Raw genomic sequence first — 19,378 nt, forward strand, 5'->3', positions numbered from 1 at the left:
CCCCGCGGAGGGGCGCACGGGCGTCACCAGCGGGGCAGCAGCCTCTCGTACTCCGGCTGGAAGCGCTGCATATAGCCGGTGTCGTCCCGGCTGCGCATCCCGGACTCGACGTACCGCCGGTGCAGCCGGTCGAGCTGGTCGTGGTCGAGTTCCACACCGAGCCCCGGACCGGTGGGCACCTTGACCTCCCCGTCGCGCAGCTCCAGCACGCCCGGCACGATCACGTCGTCCGCCGAGTTCCACGGGTAGTGCGTGTCGCAGGAGTGGTCGAGGTTGGGGATGGCCGCGCCGACATGGGTCATCGCGGCGAGGCTGATGCCCAGATGAGAGTTGGAGTGCATCGACAGGGCGAGCCCGAACGCCTCACAGACGGCGGCCAGTTCACGGGCGCGGCGCAGTCCGCCCCAGTAGTGGTGGTCGGTGAGCAGGACCTGGATCGCGTCCTGCTCGACGGCCGGCTTCAGATGCTCCCACGCGATCACGCACATGTTGGTCGCGAGCGGCATGGGGGAGTCCTTCGCAACCTCCGCCATGCCCTCGATGCCCTTGGCCGGGTCCTCCAAGTACTCGAGCACGCCGTCCAGTTCACGGGCGACGTACTTCGACGTCTCCACCGTCCACGCCGTGTTGGGGTCGAGACGCAGCGGCTGCCCGGGGAAGGCCTCCGCGAGCGCCCGCATCGCGGCGATCTCCTCGTCGGGCGGGAAGACACCGCCCTTGAGCTTGAACGACCTGAAGCCGTAGCGCTCCTGCATCAGCCGGGCCTGCTCCACGATCCCGGCCGGGTCCAGGGCCTCGCCCCAGTCGTCGGTGATGGCCGGGCGGCCGTCGAGCGCGGGGTGCTCGGCCCACTTGTAGAACAGGTACGCGGCGAACGGCACCGCGTCGCGGACCGCGCCGCCGAGCAGGTCGCTGACCGGACGGTCGAGCAGCTTGCCCTGCGCGTCGAGGCAGGCCACCTCGATCGCCGAGGTGGTCCAGCCGCGCTCGTGGGAGCTGGGCACGGTCGGCAGCAGCGCCGCGTCGATCGCGGCGGCCACGGCGGTGGTGTCGAAGACGTCCAGGCCGACGACCGTCTTCGCGGCGATGTGCAGCCGCTCCAGGCGGGCCGTGCCGCCCGGGGACTCCCCGAGGCCCACCGTGCCGTCCTCCAGTACCAGCTGGAGGATGATCCGCAGGGCGAGCGGCTCGTGCACCCCGTTGGAGTTGAGCAGCGGCGGGTCGCCGAACGAGATGGGCGTGACGATCAGTTCGCGGATACGTGTGGAGCTCATGCGCCGGCCACCTCCAGTCCGTGGTCGAGGAGTTTCGCGAGCCGGGCGAGATGCTCCGGTTCCGGATCGAGCAGCGGCGCCCGTACCCCGCCGACGTCCAGGCCGCGCAGCGTCACCCCGGCCTTGACGAGCGACACGGCGTAACCGGGGACCTCGTCGCGCAGGGCGACCAGCGGGCCGTAGAACTCGTCGAGGAGCCGGTTGACCAGGGCGTCGTCATTCTCGGCGAGGGCTCGGTGGAAGGCCAGGGCGATCTCGGGGGCGAAGGCGAACACCGCCGAGGAGTACAGCTCGACGCCGATGCCCTGGTAGGCGGGCGCGGTCATCTCGGCGGTGGGCAGGCCGTTGAAGAACTGGAAGTCCTCCGTGCCGGGCACGGCACGCACCGCGCGGACGATGCGGTGCATCCGCTCGATGTCCCCGATGCCGTCCTTGAGTCCGACGACCCCGGGCAGGGCGGCGATCTCGGCGGCCGTCTCCGCGGTGAGCCGGGCGGTGCCGCGCTGGTAGAAGACGACGGGCAGCCCGGTCGCGGACGTGACCTCCTCCACGTACCGCACGAGGCCCTGCTGCGGGGCGGTGACCAGATAGGGCGGCAGCAGCAGGATGCCGTCGGCACCGGCCCGTTCGACGCGGGCGGCCTGGTCCCGGGCGACCGCCGGGGGGCCGCCGGCCGCCGCGAGGACCGGGACGCGTCCGGCGGTCGTCTCGACGGCGACCCGGGTGGCCCGCTCGATCTCCTCGGCCGACAGCGCGTGGAACTCACCGGTGCCGCAGGCGACGAACACACCTCCCGCGCCCGCGGCGACACCCGACTCGATGTGCTGGGCAAGCCGTGCCTCGTCCAGCGAGCCGTCCGGTGTGAACGGCGTGACCGGGAAGAACAGCACTCCGTGGAACTTCATGTCTCCCTCAAATGTGGGGGGCAGGGGTCAGCCCTTGGTGGCGCCGGCGGCGATGCCGGTGACCAGCGAGCGCTGCAGGAGCAGATAGACGATGAGGCTGGGGACGAGAGCGATGACCGCACCGGCCAGCACCACCCCGGAGCCGACCTCGGGGTCGGTGCGCAGGATGGACAGGGCGACGGTGACCGTGTAGTCGGTGGGGTCCTTGGCGGCGATCAGGGGCAGCAGATACTGGTCCCAGATCATGATGAAGCCGAGCACCCCGGCCACACCGAGCGCGGGCTTGCACAGCGGCAGGACGACCTGCCACAGCATCCGCAGCTCGCCCACGCCGTCGATACGGGCGGCCTCCTCGATCTCGGTGGGGATGTCCTTCATGAACTCGGTGAGCACCATCACCGAGAAGCCCCAGGCGCCGAGCGGCAGGATCACACCCCAGACGGTGCCCTTGAGGTCGATGCCGACCACGGGCACATGCCCGAGGACCAGGGACAGCGGGATGGCGATGACCTCCTCGGGGAGCATCATCGTCAGCATGAACAGGGTGAGGATCAGGGCCTGTCCACGGAAGCGATGCCGGGCCAGGGCGTACGCGGCGAGTGTGCAGACGACGAGCTGGAGCAGCAGCCCGCCGCCCGCTATGAGGAGCGAGTTGCCGAAGTAGTCCCAGATGCCGCGCTCGCCCGCCACCTCGAAGTTCAGCAGGGTCGGGTGGTGGGGGAGGAACGACAGGGTGGAACCGCTGGCCTTCTCGCTGAAGGAACCGGAGAAGACCGTCAGGAACGGCGCCGCGAAGACGCCCAGGGCGAGCACACAGAGCAGGACGCGCAAGACCCAGGCGGGGCCCGGCCGGTCGCTCCAGCCGAGGGCGGTGTCGAAGCGGGCGGGGGTGGCGCGCTGCTTCCCGGCGGACTTGCGCGCGGGAGAGGCGGTCACCGGCGTCCGGACGGGGTCGATGGCGGGAGCGCTCATCTCACGTCTCCCCTCTTGCGGAGGTAGTTGACCGTGACGGTGAGCAGCAGCGTCACGCAGAGCAGGACCACGGAGGCGGCCGAGGCGCCGCCGATGTCGTTACGGGTGAAGCCGAGGGTGTAGGCGCGGGTCATCCACACATCGGTGGACCCGGCCGGGCCGCCGCCGGTGAGGACGTACACCTCGGTGAAGACGCGCAGCCCGCGGATGGCGGCGAGGGTGAGGACGATGCCGAGGGCGGGGCGGATCGCGGGCAGCGTGATGTGGCGCAGCCGCTGCCAGAGCGAGACACCGTCCATCGCGGCGGCCTCGTACAACGAGCGGTCCACGCCCGCCAGTCCGGCGAGGATGATCACCATGTTGTACGGGGCGAGCATCCAGATGCCCATGGCCATCGTCGCCCACAGTGCCGTGTCGGGGTTGTCCAGGTAGGGCACCGGCCCGAGGCCCAGCAGCCCGAGACCGCTGTTGATCAGGCCGTCGGAGGTCGGGTAGTACATCAGCCGCCACATCTCGCCGACCACCGCGGTCGCGGTGACGACGGGCAGGAACACGGCGGTACGGATGATCTTCAGCGAGCGGGCCTGCCCCTCCAGCAGCAGGGCCAGGACGAAGCCGGCGACGATGCCGCCGAGAGACATCCCGATGCCCAGGAGCAGGGTGTGGCCGATGGCGTCCTGGAAGCGGTGGTCGGTCAGGACCCGGGTGTAGTTGTCGAGGCCGACCCACTGGTCACCGAGGAAGGGCCGTACGTCGAAGAAGCTCAGCCAGACGCCCTTGCCCATGGGCAGGAACTTGAAGACGAGGGCGAGCAGCAGGCCCGGGGCGAGGAACAGCCAGGGCAGTACGGCCTTCCTGCCGGGGATCCGGGCTCTGCGCGGCCCGGGTGTCGTCGCGGTCGCGGTCATTTCAACAGGTCCTGGTCCTTGAGGTCACCGGCGAGGGTGTCGTTGAGTTCCTTCAGGCCGGAGCGGACGTCGCTGCCGCAGTACGTGAAGATCGCGTTGAGCGCGTCGGCGGTGTCCTGCTTCATCGGCGCCCAGTCGGGGGCGTTGGGGAACTGCTGCGAGTCGTCCTCGTACGCCTTCTGCACCACGCTCCAGCGCGGGTCCTCGCGGACCTTCGCCGCGTCGAGGGTGGAGTTGACGGGGATGCGCACGACCGGCTGGTGGTCGCCGGTCATGGCGAGTTCCTGCCCCTCGGGGGAGACCAGGAAGGCGGCGAGCGTCTGCTCCTGCTTCGCCTTTCCGGTCTTCGCGCCGAAGTAGATGTTCTCGCCGTCGGCCAGCACGTCGTTGTTCCCGGCCGGGCCGGTGGGCGCGGGCAGGACCTCGTACGTGTCCTTGCCGAGCGCCTTGTCGAACGTGGAGATGTTGTACGGGCCGGTGAGGTACATCCCGGCGTTGCCGTCCTGGAAGTTGGTGGTGTTCGCGGTGACGGAGGTCAGGGCGCTGGGCTGGATGACACCGCTGTCGCCGCAGAAGAGGTTCTTCTTCATCCAGCTGACGGTGCGCAGGGCCGCAGCCGAGTCCATGGCGGGCCGGTAGCCGGTGCCCTCCTTCTGAAGGATCCGCACACCGCCCTGCCACAGCCAGCTCGAACCCCACCAGGCGACATAGCCGTTCTGGGCGCTGCCGGGGACCACCATGCCGTACGTGTCCTTCTTGCCGTCCCCGTCGGGATCGCGGGTGGCGAAGGCCTTGGCGAGGGCGAGGGTGTCCTGCCAGGTCTTCGGCTGCGGCAGGCCGAGCTTCTCCCGCCAGTCCTTGCGGACGAACAGGGTCATGGCCTGGCGGGAGTACGGGATGCCGTAGTGCCTGCCGTCGAGGCCCACGGTGGAGGACCAGGACTTGGCGGTGATCTCGTCATGTCCGGCGATCGAGTCCGGGGTGACGGGCTTGAGCAGGCCCTGGGCCTGGTAGCTGCCCATCAGGGCCGTGTCGTTGATCATGACGTCCGGCAGGTCCTTGGTGGACGCGCGGCTCTGCAACTGCTGGTCGAAGTTCATGACCGGCTGGTAGTCGATCTTGATGCCGGTCTTCTTGGTGAAGGCGGCGAACACCCTCTGATAGGTCTGGGCGGACTCCGGATCGCTCCGGGTCCACACCTCCAGCGTGTTCGGATCGCCGGCCCGGGCGCTGCCGGAACCGGAGCCGCAGGCGGCCGTTCCGAACAGGAGCCCCGAGACGGCGAGCGCGGCAGCCAGGCGGCGGAGCCGCATGTCGATGCAGCGTCGGCGATCCCGCATGGATGGTTCTCCGTTCATATTCGTGAACTCACTTCACGAATCTAAATGATCGGCCAAGCTACGGATCGTTTCATCTGCATGTCAATACATGGCCGAAAGATTTCACCGAGGCCATACTCGAGGCCGTACGCTGGGGGATCTTCGACCGGGGAACGACAAAGGCCCCGACCGGATGATCCGGTCGGGGCCTTCGGGGCGGGGGGCGTCAGTCCTGGCGTTCCGCCCGCTCGGCGTTCTTCTTCTTGATGCGGGCCGCCTCCTTGCGGACCTCGGCCTGGGTGGCGCGCTCCCGCTCCAGCCACTCGGGGCCTTCCTGCTTCAGTGTCTCGATCTGCTCGGTGGTCAGGGGCTCGGTGACACCGGCGCGGGCGAGCCCCGCGATGGAGACCCCGAGCTTCGCCGCGACCACCGGGCGGGGGTGCGGGCCGTTGTGCCGCAGGTCCTGCAGCCACTGCGGCGGGTTCGCCTGGAGCTCGTTCAGCTCGGCGCGCGAGACGACACCCTCCTGGAACTCGGCGGGTGTGGCCTCGAGGTACACACCCAGTTTCTTCGCCGCGGTGGCGGGCTTCATCGTCTGGGTGCTCTGGTGCGACGTCATGATGCCCAGGGTATCGAGCGTGTGCACGACCCCTGACCACGCCCGGTAACCTGGCCCGGTGACAGGCTCGGATGTTTCTCTCTCGTTCCGGCTCGTATACGTCCCCGGGGTGATGCCCGGCAAGTGGGTGCGTATCTGGAACGAGCGGCAGCCCGACGTCCCGCTGGAGCTGACGCAGATGGCCGCCGGGGCGGTGGCGGAGCGGCTGCTGGGCGGCGACGCCGACGCGGGGCTCGTCCGGCTGCCCGTGGACCGGACGGTCTTCAGCGCGATCCCCCTCTACACCGAGCAGACGGTCGTCGTGGTGCCCAAGGACCACCTGGTCACGGCGGTCGACGAGGTGTCCCCGGAGGACCTGGCCGACGACATCGTGCTGCACCCCCTCGACGACGTCCTCGACTGGGAGAGCCTCCCCGGACGGCCCGCCCTCGAGCGCCCCGCCACCACCGCCGACGCCATCGAACTGGTCGCGGCCGGGATCGGCGTCCTCGTCGTGCCGCTGTCGCTCGCCCGCCTCCACCACCGCAAGGACCTCACGTACCGTCCCCTCAAGGACGCCCCCGAGTCGAGCGTGGCACTGGCCTGGCCGCAGGACGCGACGACGGACCAGGTCGAGGACTTCATCGGCATCGTCCGCGGCCGCACGGTCAACAGCACCCGGGGCCGCACGCAGGCGGACGAGTCCGCGGCGTCCGACCGGGGTGGCGCCCGGCGCAAGCCGGTGTCCGGGAAGCCGGCGCCCGGGAAGTCAGGGGCCGGGAAGTCGGCGGGCGGGCGGTCCGGGGGCGCGAAGCGCACCGCCAAGGGCGGGCGCGGCGCCCCCAAGGGCGACGGGCGCGGCAAGCCCCGTCGCCGTTCCTAGTCCGTTCCGGGGGCCCGCCGCGGCGAGCGAGGCCCTCGGACCACTCCTGCCTCAGCCGGCCGACGGAGAAGGCTGCGGCGCCCCGTAGGACGGGTTGGGGGCGACCGTCTGCAGATCCTTGAGGTTCTCGGGGATCGGCAGCACCCGGACCGGAGCACCGGCCTGCGGAGGCGGCGGCGTCGTCTGGTCCTGGGGCAGCTTGGGCGGGGAGGTGATCTGGAAGGCGACCTGCTCGTGGTTGATCATGCCGGTCTTCTCCAGGACCGTGATGTGGTCGAGCACGGTGTCGTTGGTGGTGTCGGCGAGTTCCCGCACGAGGCTGTTCCGGGTGGTTCCCCGGATCTTGGCGATCGTCGGGAAGATGCCCCCGTGCGCGATGCGCATGATGGACACGGCCGTGGACTCGAACTCCTTGCCGGAGCTGCCTTCCGCCGTCGCCACGAACTGCTGCTGCTGCGGCGACGCCTCGTTCGGCAGGGTGATGCCCAGGTCCGTGGAGACCTTGCGGCAGCCCGCGTCGAGCCGGCCGTGTCCCACGAGGAGATGCTCGGCGACCTCCTTCATGGCCGGCGAGGTGCTCCGCTCCTGGATCATCTGCCCCAGCGGGTACTCCCACAGTCCGGCAGCCCGCACGCGCACCACGAAGTCGCGGTCCGCCTCGGTCAGCGGACCCCACTGGGTGTTGGCGATGATGCGGTCCTGGCCGGAAGCCGCGTTCTCCACGCCCAGCATGCTGGGGTAGGCGAGCGCGGTGAGCGTCAGGATCATCGCACCGCCGACAAACGCGGTTCCTGCCGTGCTGCGCGAGATGCGCATCGTGCCTCCTGGGGTATGAACGGCCCAACACCGAGAAGTACGGATGCCGGACGCGAAACAATCACCCCTGCCGCAAAAAAGTTCCGGATGTGACGGGGCCCGGTGCCACAACCGCACAGCACCGGGCCCACCCGAACGCCGGTCCCTCCGCTCAGGGTTCGTACGAGGCCGCTCCCGCCGTGCTCACGACCTTGTCCCCGTCGGCCCTGCTCAGCAGCCCGGCCGTCACCCACGCGTCCACCGTGGACCGCACCCGCGCCACCAGCGCCCCCTTGTTCCGGAAGGGCGCCCCCGCCCAGACCTCGTCCAGCAGCGTGGTGCCGTCGGCCTTCGCGGGGTTCGCGACGCCCGAGTCCCGGCCGCCGAAGACGACCTTCGGCTCCGCGCGCCGGAAGTAGGCGTGCGTGGGATCCTCCGTCCCCTCGGCGAACGGCGCCCACTCGGTCCCGTCCAGCGTGAAGTGCAGCGGCTTGCCCGGCACCGGAGTGAGGGAGGCGGTCAGGTCGCCGGACAGACCGGCGTCGCGGTACAGCCCGGCCTTCAGGAACTCCGTCGCGGAGGAGCGGGCGACCAGGTTGACCGGGCCGTGGAACAGGGTCTGCAGGGACGGGTCGTCGAGGGCCTTCTCCACCCGCGTCCGGAACGGCAGGGCGACCCGGACGGTGTCACCGGCCCGCCAGGTCCGGGACACGGCGAAGTAGCTCCCCGGCGTCGGAGTGCCCGGCACGGCACGGCCGTTGACCGTCACCCGGAACCCGGCGGTCGCCCAGGACGGCACGCGCAGCCGCAACGTGAAGGAGGCGCGAGCACCACCGAAGGTGAGGGTGCTGCCCTGCTCCCTGGGATATCCGGTGGTCTGCGTGACCGTCACACCCTTCTCGGCCCAGGTCAGCGTGGACGGGCTGTACAGGTTGACGTACAGGGCGCTGCCGTCGGACTTCGCGAAGTACACCGAGTCCTGGTACTTCGTGGCGCTCTCCATGCCGGTGCCCTCGCAGCAGGTCGTGCCCTGCTTCGGCCTGTAGTCACGGACATGACCGGGCGTCAGCCCGATGAAATAGGTGACGAGCGGCTTCTCCGCGTCCGGCTTGTCCTGCTTGGAGCCGAGCACCTGGTTGTACAGGGCCCGCTCGTAGTAGTCCATGTACTTCGGGTCCTGCTCGTGGAAGAACAGGGTCCGGCTCAGCTTGAGCAGGTTGTACGCGCAGCAGGTCTCGGCGGTCGTCGCGCTCAGGGTGCCCGCGATCACGTCCCGGGCCTTCCAGAACTCCGCGGTGCTGGTGCCGCCGATGCCGTACATGCGGTGCGGGACGACCATGTCCCAGAAGTTCTTCGCCGAGGTGAGGTAGCGCTCCTCGCCCGTCTCGTCGTACAGCCGCACGTACCCGGTGAAGATCGGGATGTGCTGGTTGGCGTGCAGCCCGTCGAGGATGTCGGTGTCCGCCGCGCACGCGTCGATCAGCCGGTCCAGGTCGAACAGCTGGGCCAGCGCGAGGTGTTCGGCCTTGCCGGTGATGGCGTGCAGATCGCAGATCGCCTCGACGATGCCGCCGAACTCGCCGCTGGAGAAGATGCCCCACATCCGCTGGAGCGTGGCCTTAGGCAGCTTGGACAGCCGGGAGTACATCCAGTCGCACATGCCCGACGCGAGATCCAGGGCCCGGTCGTCGTCCGTGGCGGTGTACGCGTCGAGCAGACCCTTGAGGATCTTGTGCGCGGTGTAGTACGGCGCCCACACCTTGGTGTAGTCGGGAGAGGTCCTCGACTCCAGGTCGATGAACTGCGTCTCCGGGTACGCCGCGAGGAACCCGGGGTGACTCGGCGCTCCCCAGGTGCGGCGCAGGGTGGCGGTCAGACCGCGCCCGGAGGCGTCGGCGAAGGTCCCGCCGGACGTCTCGTCGAAGGCGTACGACACCAGGTCGCCCCGGCCCGTCGAGGCGTCGGCGGCCCGGCGGCTCTGCAACTCGGTGACCTCGGCGGCGGTCAGCGCCCGTGAGAAGACGTTGAACTCCTCGAAGGCGCCCGCGAAGACGGGGTCGGCGGAGTAGTTCGAGCGGCCGAGCCAGTTGTTCTTCAGCGTGCCGAGAGCCGCCGGGGTGAGGCTCATCGCGGCGTTCCGGGCGACGGCGGTGCCGTTGACGTAGAGGGTGCCGGTGCCGCCCGCGATCGTCACCGCCAGATGGCTCCACTGGTTCAGCGGCAGCGGGGCCGTGCCGTCGAGACCCTGCTCGCCGCCCGCTCCCGAGGTGGTGACGGCGAAGCGCGGCACTCCGTTCTGGTTGCGGGCGGCCAGGTACAGATAACGCGTGGTGTCGTTGCCGAAGTCGAAGATGCGGGTCCAGTTGGCGTCATGCGTCGGCCGCACCCAGACGGAGAGGGTGACGGACGAGCCTCCGCCGAGCGCGGCGGCCGGCAGATCCACGTACTGGTAGGAACCCCGTACCTGGTCCGCGGCGGTCCCGAACTTCCCGGCGACACTCAGCACCGCCGGTTCCCCGCGCAGCGCCGCCCGCACCTCGGTCAGCGCCCCGACCATGGTGTCGATCCGCTCGGCGAACACCTGCTCCTTCGTGGACCGGTACGCCTGCGCCAGCATGGTCAGGAAGTGGCCGGTGTAGTGCCCGCGCAGATTGCCGTTGGCCTCGCCGTCCAGGCCCTCCCAGCCGCCGGGGGCGACCGCGCCGCCCGTGGCGAGACCGGCGTTGGCGCGGAACACCTGGAGCAGCCGGTTCACGTCGTAGCCGCGCGCGTGGTCCAGCATCAACTGCCGTTTGTCGGCGAAGACGCCCCGGCCGAGGCGCACGTCCTCCAGCCCGAAGGGCCGTACGGTCCAGGCGGCCGGGATGGCGGCGGCGGCCGCGGGGGCCGCGACGGCCCGGCCTGTCGCCGCCTCGGAGAGCGCGGGTACGGCGGCGGCGAGGGTCGCTGCCTGGAGTAGGGATCGTCTGGAGAGGGGCCGTGCCATGTGTGCTCCTCCACGGGGCCAACGGGTCCACGGACTCGACGCGTTCGACACACTTCGATGCATTCGATATGTCGAACGTCGTGCGAGTGATCGACCAGACCCTAGGGAGGGGACGGGGGAGCGTCAACGGGTCGGGAGGGGTGAGTTCCGGGGGAGGCGAGTTCTGGGGGAGGCGAGTTCAGGAAAGGCCGGCCGAGCGGACCAGCCAGTCGAACGCCGCCTGTGCCGTGAACTCCTCCTGGCCGCCGCGCAGGAGCAGTCCGGCGGTGGTGAACTCCGGGGCGTCCGCCTGCGCCGGGACGTACGGGATCGCGATGCACCGCATGCCCGCCGCGTGCGCGGCGGCGGCGCCGGGGGCGGCGTCCTCCAGGACCACACAGCCGGCCGGGTCCGCCCCGAGCCGGCGGGCCGCCTCCAGGAAGACATCGGGGGCCGGCTTGCCGTGCGCGACCTCGTCGGCCGAGACGACAGTGCGCAGATGCGAGTCCAGGCCCGTACCGGCCAGGACCGCCTCGATGGCCCCCGGCGAGGACCCCGACGCCACGGCCATGGGCACGTCCTCGGCCGCGAGCAGCTCGACGAACCTGCGCATCTCGGGATAGGCGCGCGTGGAGCTGCGGGCGAGTTCGAGATAGCGGCGGTTCTTGACGGTGAACAGCTCCTCCACCGAAGCCCGCAGACCGTACCGCTCCTTCCAGTCCGCGACCGTCTCCTGCGTGCTGATGCCGACGTACCGCTCGTGGTCCGCCCAGCTGAAGTCGAGGACGCCGTGCTCGGCGAGGGTCTGCCGGCCCGCTTCGTAATAGTTGGGCTCGCTGTCCACGAGCGTTCCGTCGAGATCGAAGATGACCGATACGCCGCCGAGATTGCTCATGGAGTCAGCATGTCAAAGGCCATGATCCGGACGTCGTGAGGGGCTCAGGACCGAGCCGCCGCCCGGCCGATCGACTCCACCAGCGGCAGCAGCCGGTGGGCGACACGCTCCCGCAGGGCGATCTCGGTACGGGTGCGGACCACCCCGGGCAGGCTGATCAGCTTTTGCACGACGTCCTCCAGATGCGCGTTGTCCCGCGCCACGACCCGGGTCAGCAGATCCCCGCCGCCCGTGATGGAGAACGCCTCGACGATCTCCGGCACCGCCGCCAGCGCGTCCCCCACCTCGTCGAGATGCCCCTGGGTGACCTCGATGTGCACGAACGCGAGCACCGGATGGCCGAGCGCGGCGGGGGAGAGGTCCGGCGCCGTGCCGGTGATCACACCGTCACGCTCCAGCCGGTCGAGCCGGGCCTGGAGCGTGCCCCGGGCCACGCCGAGGATTCGCGCGTACTCGCGCACGCTCGTACGCGGCTGCTCCAGCACCAGCCGCAGGATGCGGGTGTCGAGCTCGTCCACGGCCATGCCGCGCCCTCCTCCGACCGCTGCGGTTGTACCGATGGTTCAGTCTAGGAGGGGCGGGCTGAGCCAGTGGTGTCCGGGACGGTCATACGGACGCGTCGATGGCACTGCCGCGCTGACCGCACCCCACTGCGCGGGCCCGCCCGGGACCCCGGAGGAGCGGTTCACCGGTGGGTCAGGGCCGAGGCGACGGTCGCGGTCAGGAGGAGGGTCGCACCGAAGGCCGCGGCCCCGCGGGTGAGGGCCGCGGGGTAGGTGGCGTGGTCCCGGCGGGCCAGATAGCCGGCTGCCGCGCCGGTCAGCGCGGCGACCAGGACGGTCAGGGCGCATGCGAGGAGGAGCAGGGCGCTGCGATCGGACACGGTGGTGGACCCCTTCGGCGCGGTGGAGGATGTCGCCCGCCGGCTGGCGGTGCGGCTCAATATGGGCGAAGCCGTGTTCGGCGGTGTGCGGACGGACGAAGATGAACACCGATGAACAGTCGGCACAATCGGCACGCCGAGGACGGGGCGGACGTCCTGAGCGCGCGAGGATTCCAGGAGCCGGCCGCCGCCCTGGCCGAGTTGCGCGCACGTCTGGAGGCGGCGCGGATCGCCAAGCGCCTCACGAAATCGGCGCTCGCCGCACTCGCGGGCTTGGGGCGGACCACTGTCAGTGCGGCCTTCAGCGGCGCGGCACCCCCGCCCTCGGCGGGAACCGTGTACGCGGTCGCGCGGACCCTCGCGCTCCAGCCTCGCCCCCTCCTGGAGCTGCACGCCCTCGCCACGCGTGCGGCGGCAGTGCCGTCCGCAGCCGTGACGTCGGGGGCCGGGCCTTCGGCGGCCGGTGGCGTCGGGCGGCCCATCGCGCAGTGCCGTCCCCACGACCTCGGTGTCCACCCCGCCGCGGACACCCCACGGCACACGGGTGACGACCACGCACAGAGCCCGACCGACCGCCGGCCGCGGACGCGACTCCGGCTGCCCGGCTACGTACGCCGACCGCACGACGCGGAGCTGGCCGACCTCGTCGCCGCCGCGGCGGCAGGCAGCAGCCGGATGGCCGTGCTGGTCGGCTCCTCTTCGACGGGCAAGACCCGCGCGTGCTGGGAAGCCGTACAACCTCTCGCGGAGCAGGGCTGGTTGCTCTGGGACCCCCGCTACCCGTCTCATCCCGAAGCGGCACTGGCAGACATGGAACGCGTCGTGCCGCACACGGTGGTGTGGCTCAACGAATCACAGCACTACGTCGGAGCCGGCGGCGGAACGGGCGAACGGCTCGCCGCCGCCCTGCACCTGCTGCTCACCGACCCGGCCCGCGCCCCCGTCCTGATCCTGGGCACCCTGTGGTCCTCGTACGCCCGGGCCTACTGCGCCCTTCCCAGGACCGACGGGCCGGACCCGCACGCGCAGGTACGACACCTGCTCGCCGGACGGCAGATCGTCCTGCCCGATGCCTTCGACCGAAAGTCGATCAAGGCTGCCGAGGCCCTGGCCGACGCCGGCGACGCGCAACTCGCCCATGCCCTGCGACACTCGGGCGACGGGCGTCTGGCCCAGTTCCTGGCCGGCGCACCCGAGTTGCTGCGCCGCTACCGCAGCGCCTCGCCCCCGGCGCGCGCACTGCTGCACACGGCCATGGACGCGCGGCGCCTGGGCGTCGGCCTGAACGTTCCCCTGGCCTTCCTCGCCGAGGCGGCCGAGGACTACCTCAGCGACGACGAGCGGGACGCCCTCGACGACCACTGGTTCGAACAAGCCCTCGCCGATACGGGTGAGCCCGTCCACGGCAACCTCGCCCCCCTGCGCCGCGTCCGCCCCCGTACGGTCCGCGAGGACCCCGACGGCACGGGCGGCGGCGACGGTGAGCCGGCACCGGCCTGCCGCCTGGCGGACTTCCTCGAACAGCACGGAGCCGGCGAGCGCCGACGGCTGTGCCCCCCGACGTCGTTCTGGGCGGCCGCGCACGAGCACCTCGACGTCCCCGATGAACTGCACCTCCTGGCCCGTGCCGCCGCCCACCGTGGCCGTACGCTCTGGGCCCGCCGCCTGCTGGCCAAGGCCGTCGACGCGGGCAGTACGGAATCCCTGAGCCGCCTGGCCGAGCTGTACGAGGAGTCGGGGGACCGGTCGGCAGCCGAGACCCTGTACCAGCGGGCCGCGGAGGCGGGTGACCGCGACGGCCTGCTGTGGCTGGCCCGGGAACGGGAACGAACCGGGCGGTACGAAGAGGCGGAACACTTCGCACGGCAGGCCATCGCTGCCGGCTGCGGCTTCGTCATGTACGAACTCGCGATGCTGCGCGCGGAAAGGCGAGGCCGCGCCGGGTGCGAGGACCTGCTGCGGCAGGCCGCCGCCGCGGGACACGACTACGCGCTCGAGAAGCTCGCCGTCAGCCGGGAGCGGGCCGGAGACTTCGCGGAGGCCCTGGCGCTCGCACGGCGGGCCGCCGACAGGGGCGGGCCGGGCGTGCTGCGGCGGCTGGCCACGGACCGCGAGTTCGCCGGCGATCTCACGACGGCCGAGGCCCTGTTCCGTGAGGCGGCCGACGCCGGCTGCACCCAGTCCCTCTACTCGCTCATCAAACTGCGGGAGAAGGCGGGCGACAGCGCCGAAGCGGAACAGCTCTCGCGGCAGGCCGCGGACGACGGTGACACCGACGCGCTGCGGCGGCTCGCCGCGGTGCGTGCGGCAGCCGGCGACGTCGTCGCAGCCGAGAGCCTGTTCCACGAGGCGGCCGACGCAGGCAGCGTCGCGGCCCTGGACGGGTTGGCCCTGCTACGGGAGAACCTGGGCGATCACGACGGCGCCGAACACTACGCGCATCGGGCGGCCGACGAGGGCATGACCCGTGCGCTGTTCCGGCTGGCCGAGAAGCGCAAGGACGCGGGGGACCGGGGACGGGCCGAGGAGCTCTTCCGGCGCGCGGCACGGGTGGATCAGGTCCGGACCATGGCACTGCAAGAGATCGCCCTCCTGCGGGAAGAGGCCGGGGACCGGGACGGCGCCGAACAGGCGGCCCGACGGGCGGCCGAGGCCGGCAGCACCGAGGCGCTGATCGAACTCGCGGACCTGCGTGAGGACGCCGTCGGCAGCTGTGGCGGCGGCGGGGCCGAGGCACTGTTCGAGGAGGCGGCCGCCCTGGGCGACTCCTACGCGCTGGGCCGGCTCGTCAGGATGCGCGAGGAAGCCGGCGACCACGAGGAGGCGGACCGCCTCGCCCGACAGGCCGCTGACGGAGGCGACACCAGAGCGCGAAACCTGCTGGACGAACTGCGGGCGAACCGGAAGCGCCGCCGCGGCGCGGCATGGTCCATTGGTCTCCCATTGGCCGACAGCAAGGCTGATCGGCTGTGCCATTGGCACAGTCAGCGGCGAGACAGTTGAGCCAGTGGGCCCAGGGTGCTTATCTATGCCCTATCCATGTACTTGCGGCGCCGCGTAGCGCCGGACGGCGACGAGGCCGGTTCCGGACCGCGGCGCCTTCGTCCTGCCTGCTTGTCGTCCGCCACCCTGGACGGCCGTGGGGAGGGCGCGTACCACCGCAAGGGGGGCGGCGCACCGCCGTGAAGAGGATGTTCGTGGCTCCGGACCCGGGGCGCTTGAGGCTGCGGAACGCGACCCGCGCTGTCATCGGTGTCGCCTCCGCCGTCGCCGTTTCCGAACTCTGCGGGCTCTCGCTCACCGCATCGATCACCGCGGGGCTCGCGGCACTGCTCGCCCTCTTCACGGTCACCGATGCGACCGTCCGTGACCAGCGGATCACCACCGCCCTGCTGCCCGTCGCGGGCTTCCCCGTACTGGCGCTCGCCACCGCACTGCACGGCATCGCCCCGGTCCGTGACGTCGCGTTCCTGGCCGTCGTCTTCTGTGGTGTCTATGCCCGCCGCTGGGGCCCGCGGGGGCACGCGCTCGGGATCTTCGCGTTCATGAACTTCTTCATCACGCAGTTCCTGCACGCCGTTCCCGCCCAGCTGCCCGAGCTGTACACCGCGGTGGGCCTGGCCCTCGTCACGGCCGGTGCCACGCGCTTCGTGCTCTGGCCCATCGAGCGCCACACCCCGCCCGCGGCGGCCCCGCCGGCCCTGCCCGGCAGCGGTTTGGCGCGGCCCACCACCCGGCAGGCCTTCCAGGTCACCGCTGCCTCGGCTGTCGCGCTTCTGGTCGGGCAGCTGCTCTCCGAAGAGCGCTGGTACTGGGCCGTCGGCACCGTCTGGTGGATCTTCGTCAACACGGCTTCTCGCGGCGAGACCCTGGTCCGCGGTTTCCGCCGCGTCGTCGGAACGGTGACCGGCATCGCCGTCGGTCTGCTGGTCGCCATCCCGCTGCACGGCGCGCCCGCGCCGACGGCCGCCCTTGTCGCCGTCTGCGTCTTCGGCATCTTCTACACCGCCGCCGTCTCCTACTCCTGGATGATGCTGGCGGTGACCGTCATGGTCAGCTTGCTGTACGGCCTGCTGGGCGTGCTGGACCCCGGCCTGCTCGAGCTCCGTCTCGCGGAGACCGGTGTGGGCGCGCTGTGTGCCGCGCTGGCCGTGGCTCTCGTCCTGCCGGTCACCACGCACGCCACGAACGATGTCTGGATCCAGCGGGCCCTGCGCTGCGTCCACGCCTGCACGGTCGAGGCGGCCCGGCGGCTGGCGGGCGCGGTGGACGCCGACCCGGCGCCGCGGGTGGCCGAGCTGGAGCAGTTGCTCGCCCGCGTACGGCTCTCGGTCGCCCCGCTGGTGCACCCGCTGAACCCGATGCTCGGCCGCAAGCGGCGGGCCCGGCACGTGCTCGCCCTCCTGGACGACTGCGCCCGGGAGGTCCGCGGCCTGGTCGCCGTCGCCGCCGACCCGGAGGCCTCGCACGACGCCCGCCTGGCCATGGCCTGCCGGCGCGTGGAGGCCGCGGTCGAGGCGCTCACCGAGGGCGGCGACGTCCTGGTCCAGACGGACGGACCGTCCGCGTCGGAACCGGTCCTTGCCCACTTGCACGGCCTGGAACGGGCCTTGGCGGAGCTCGCCCGGCCGCTGCGGACGCCGTCGGGCTCTCCGCTGGTCGGCGCCTGAGCGGCTGGTCGACCGCCAGACCGCCAGACCGCCTGGCCGCCAGACCGCCTGGCCGCCAGACCGCCAGGCCTCCTGACGCCTGACCCTCGCGCAGACGCCCGAGCGGTCACCCGCCACACCCCCTTGACCCTTTGGTCTAGACCGCGCATGATCGACCGCGCGGTCATTCCGGACGGCTCAGGGGCGAAGGAGCACAGCGATGGCGGACGGCAGCAGGCGGCGGGCGTTCATCGGGTCGTTCACGGCGGCGGGCGGTCCCGGGATCGTGACGGCGGAGGTCGACGCCGACAGCGGCGCGCTGACCTTCCTGAGCGGCGTGGACGTCGTCCCCGACCCGGCCTACCTCGCCCTCTCGCCCGACGGGGAGACGCTGTACGCGGTCAGTGAGACGGCCGCGGGCGCGGTGGCCGCGTACCGCGTGACCGGGGACAAGCCCGAGGCGGCCGGACCGCCCGTGCCGCTCGACGCCGGCGGGCCGACCCACCTCAGCCTGTACGCCGGACACGTCCTGACCGCGAACTACGGCTCGGGCAGTGTCACCGCCGTCCCCGTCCGCTCCGACGGCAGCCTCGCCCGCTCCGTCTCCGGAGCGCTCCGGCACAAAGGCGGAGGACCGCACACCCCGCGCCAGCACGGGCCGCACGCCCACCAGGTGCAGCCCGACCCGAGCGGGCGCTGGATCGTCAGCGTCGACCTCGGCACCGACTCGGTACGGGTGTGCACGCTGACCGACGGCGCCCCGGTTCTGCACCGGGAGACCGCCCTGCGGCCCGGCTCCGGCCCGCGCCACCTGGCCTTCCGTCCGGACGGCTCGTACGCCTACGTCGTGGGCGAACTCAGCCCCTCCGTCACCGTCTGCCGGTGGGACGCGACGGAGGGCGTGCTGACCCCGCTGACCGAGACCCCGGTCCTCCCGGGCGCACCGGCGCGCGACGCCTACCCCTCGGGGATCGTCACCTCGCCCGACGGCCGCTTCGTGTGGACCGCCACCCGAGGCGAGGACGTCCTGTCCGTGTTCGCCGTCGTGGGGGAGGAACTGCATCTGATCACCACGGTCCCCTGCGGCGGCCACTGGCCACGCGCCCTGACCGCGTCCGAAGGCTTCCTGTACGTTGCCAACGAACGCTCCGGCGATGTGACCTGGTTCACCGCAGACCCGCGCACGGGCATCCCGAGGCGGGAGGGGGCCATCAGGGTGGCGGCGGCATCATGCGTGGTCATCGGCTGACCCCAGGGGCGCGGGGAGCTGCGCGACAAGCCACAGCGCACCCGCACCCGACCGGCATCCCCGGGTCGCGTCAGCGAGCCGGCGTCTGCTGAACCTGCTGGGGCGTGATGCCCAACGCCGTCGTGTACTTTGCCAGCGCCAGCTTCCCGATCGCCGGGTACGGCCCGAGCGACTCCGCCGCGGAGCAGCCCGCCTCCTTGGCCGCCTCCTCGACCAGTCCCGGCTCGATCTCCGGGCCGATCAGGTACGGCGCGAGGGCCAGCTGCTGCGAGCCCGAGGAGCGGAGCTGCTCGGCGACGGACGCGATGGAGCCCTCCTGGTCCAGGGCCGCGGCCATCACCGGCACCGCCAGGCGCGCGGCCAGCAGCATGCCGGTGATCCCGGCCGCCTGCACGGCCTCGTCGCCGCCCACGGAGGCCAGGACGATGCCGTCGGCGGCGGTCGCCACGGTGAACAGGCGGGCGCGGTCCGCGCGGGCCAGACCGGCCTCGGAGAGCCGCACGTGCAGCGCTTCGGCGAGCAGCGGGTGCGGGCCGAGGACATCGGTCAGCTCCGCGGCGATGTGGCTCTCCATGACGGCCTGACGGACGCGGCGCAGCAGCGCGCTGTCCGGGCCGGCGAGCAGCGGCACGACGACGGCGACGGGCCCGTCGGGCTCCCTGACGTCCATGCCGGCGGCACGGGCCTGCTCGAAACGGGCGGTGCGCTCCTCGGCGGCGTGCGCGAGCACGGCCTGGAGCGTGAAGAACTCCGCGTTGTCCCCGTCGAGGTACCCGATGCGGGCGTCGAGGCCGGGCAGCTCGGAGCGGGCGATGCTCACGACCTCCTCGGCGAGGCTGCGCGTGGCGCTACTGGGCGTGCCCGGCACGGCGAGGACGAGCGCGGGCGCGCCCTCGGGAGCCACCAGCGGCTCGGGGCGGCGGTGCCGTCCCGGCTGGCGGGGTCGCGGCATTCGTACTGGCAGGCCGGACTCGGGTCCAGTGGGGGAACTCATGGCGCCGCATGTTACTGGTTTCCTGGGCTCTCCTGTTCGGGGAGGGTGCAGGTGAGCGGTATACGTCCGGTTTTGTCTGATGAGTTACG

At 71.6% G+C, this 19,378-nt stretch carries 16 protein-coding genes; 4 read left to right on the forward strand and 12 right to left on the reverse strand.

Annotated elements, in window-relative coordinates; translation table 11 throughout:
• Positions 1-23 precede the first annotated feature (23 nt).
• From NNW99_RS35020 to NNW99_RS35045, 6 genes are all read right to left on the reverse strand, one after another.
• Positions 24-1,274: a glucarate dehydratase family protein gene (locus NNW99_RS35020; RefSeq protein ID WP_215123180.1), complete on the reverse strand. Its 1,251-nt coding sequence runs from the start codon at positions 1,272-1,274 to the stop codon at positions 24-26.
• Complete coding sequence (locus tag NNW99_RS35025) at positions 1,271-2,179, reverse strand: 5-dehydro-4-deoxyglucarate dehydratase (protein ID WP_215123181.1); 909 nt, start codon at positions 2,177-2,179, stop codon at positions 1,271-1,273. Before NNW99_RS35025 ends, NNW99_RS35020 begins: the two co-directional genes overlap by 4 nt.
• Positions 2,180-2,206: 27 nt before the next feature.
• Entirely contained in the window at positions 2,207-3,151 is a 945-nt protein-coding gene (locus tag NNW99_RS35030) for a carbohydrate ABC transporter permease (RefSeq protein ID WP_215123182.1), read from the reverse strand.
• Entirely contained in the window at positions 3,148-4,059 is a 912-nt protein-coding gene (locus NNW99_RS35035) for a carbohydrate ABC transporter permease (RefSeq protein ID WP_215123183.1), read from the reverse strand. The genes NNW99_RS35030 and NNW99_RS35035 overlap by 4 nt, the downstream gene beginning before the upstream one ends.
• Positions 4,056-5,399, reverse strand: coding sequence for a sugar ABC transporter substrate-binding protein (locus tag NNW99_RS35040; protein ID WP_215123184.1), 1,344 nt, complete (start codon positions 5,397-5,399; stop codon positions 4,056-4,058). Before NNW99_RS35040 ends, NNW99_RS35035 begins: the two co-directional genes overlap by 4 nt.
• A 205-nt stretch (positions 5,400-5,604) precedes the next feature.
• Entirely contained in the window at positions 5,605-5,997 is a 393-nt protein-coding gene (locus tag NNW99_RS35045) for a DUF5997 family protein (protein WP_215123185.1), read from the reverse strand.
• A gap of 58 nt (positions 5,998-6,055) precedes the next feature.
• Between NNW99_RS35045 and NNW99_RS35050 the strand changes: the two genes are divergently transcribed.
• Positions 6,056-6,859, forward strand: coding sequence for a LysR family transcriptional regulator substrate-binding protein (locus NNW99_RS35050; RefSeq protein ID WP_215123186.1), 804 nt, complete (start codon positions 6,056-6,058; stop codon positions 6,857-6,859).
• A 51-nt stretch (positions 6,860-6,910) separates the two neighbouring features.
• Here the strand turns inward: NNW99_RS35050 and NNW99_RS35055 are convergent, their stop codons facing one another.
• The 5 genes from NNW99_RS35055 to NNW99_RS35075 form a co-directional block, all read right to left on the reverse strand.
• The gene (locus tag NNW99_RS35055; protein ID WP_215123187.1) at positions 6,911-7,675 is read right to left on the reverse strand and encodes a DUF4142 domain-containing protein; all 765 of its coding nucleotides are present in this window, start codon (positions 7,673-7,675) and stop codon (positions 6,911-6,913) included.
• Between the two features lie 151 nt (positions 7,676-7,826).
• The gene (locus NNW99_RS35060; RefSeq protein ID WP_215123188.1) at positions 7,827-10,640 is read right to left on the reverse strand and encodes a beta-L-arabinofuranosidase domain-containing protein; all 2,814 of its coding nucleotides are present in this window, start codon (positions 10,638-10,640) and stop codon (positions 7,827-7,829) included.
• A gap of 178 nt (positions 10,641-10,818) precedes the next feature.
• The gene (locus tag NNW99_RS35065) at positions 10,819-11,514 is read right to left on the reverse strand and encodes an HAD family phosphatase (RefSeq protein ID WP_215123189.1); all 696 of its coding nucleotides are present in this window, start codon (positions 11,512-11,514) and stop codon (positions 10,819-10,821) included.
• A 44-nt stretch (positions 11,515-11,558) separates the two neighbouring features.
• Positions 11,559-12,038 (reverse strand): Lrp/AsnC family transcriptional regulator, encoded by a 480-nt coding sequence (locus NNW99_RS35070; protein ID WP_215123190.1) that lies wholly within the window; start codon positions 12,036-12,038, stop codon positions 11,559-11,561.
• 161 nt (positions 12,039-12,199) lie between these two features.
• Positions 12,200-12,397, reverse strand: a complete 198-nt coding sequence (locus NNW99_RS35075) for a hypothetical protein (protein WP_215123191.1) — start codon at positions 12,395-12,397, stop codon at positions 12,200-12,202.
• A 111-nt stretch (positions 12,398-12,508) separates the two neighbouring features.
• Here NNW99_RS35075 and NNW99_RS35080 point away from each other — a divergent pair, with 111 nt between their 5' ends.
• The 3 genes from NNW99_RS35080 (at position 12,509) to NNW99_RS35090 (ending at position 18,295) form a co-directional block, all read left to right on the forward strand.
• Positions 12,509-15,400 carry a helix-turn-helix transcriptional regulator gene (locus NNW99_RS35080; RefSeq protein WP_215123192.1) on the forward strand — a complete coding sequence of 964 codons (2,892 nt, stop codon included), beginning with the start codon at positions 12,509-12,511 and terminating at the stop codon, positions 15,398-15,400.
• 188 nt (positions 15,401-15,588) lie between these two features.
• A complete protein-coding gene (locus NNW99_RS35085; protein WP_215124558.1) occupies positions 15,589-17,067 on the forward strand; it encodes an FUSC family protein in 1,479 nt (492 codons plus the stop codon).
• A gap of 199 nt (positions 17,068-17,266) precedes the next feature.
• Complete coding sequence (locus tag NNW99_RS35090) at positions 17,267-18,295, forward strand: lactonase family protein (RefSeq protein WP_215123193.1); 1,029 nt, start codon at positions 17,267-17,269, stop codon at positions 18,293-18,295.
• Between the two features lie 70 nt (positions 18,296-18,365).
• Here NNW99_RS35090 and NNW99_RS35095 read toward each other — a convergent pair whose 3' ends face one another.
• A complete protein-coding gene (locus NNW99_RS35095) occupies positions 18,366-19,289 on the reverse strand; it encodes a sirohydrochlorin chelatase (RefSeq protein WP_215123194.1) in 924 nt (307 codons plus the stop codon).
• Between the last annotated feature and the right edge of the window lie 89 nt (positions 19,290-19,378).

Origin of the sequence: Streptomyces sp. CRCS-T-1 (genome assembly GCF_024442335.1) — a bacterium.
Taxonomy (GTDB): Bacteria; Actinomycetota; Actinomycetes; order Streptomycetales; family Streptomycetaceae; genus Streptomyces; species Streptomyces koelreuteriae.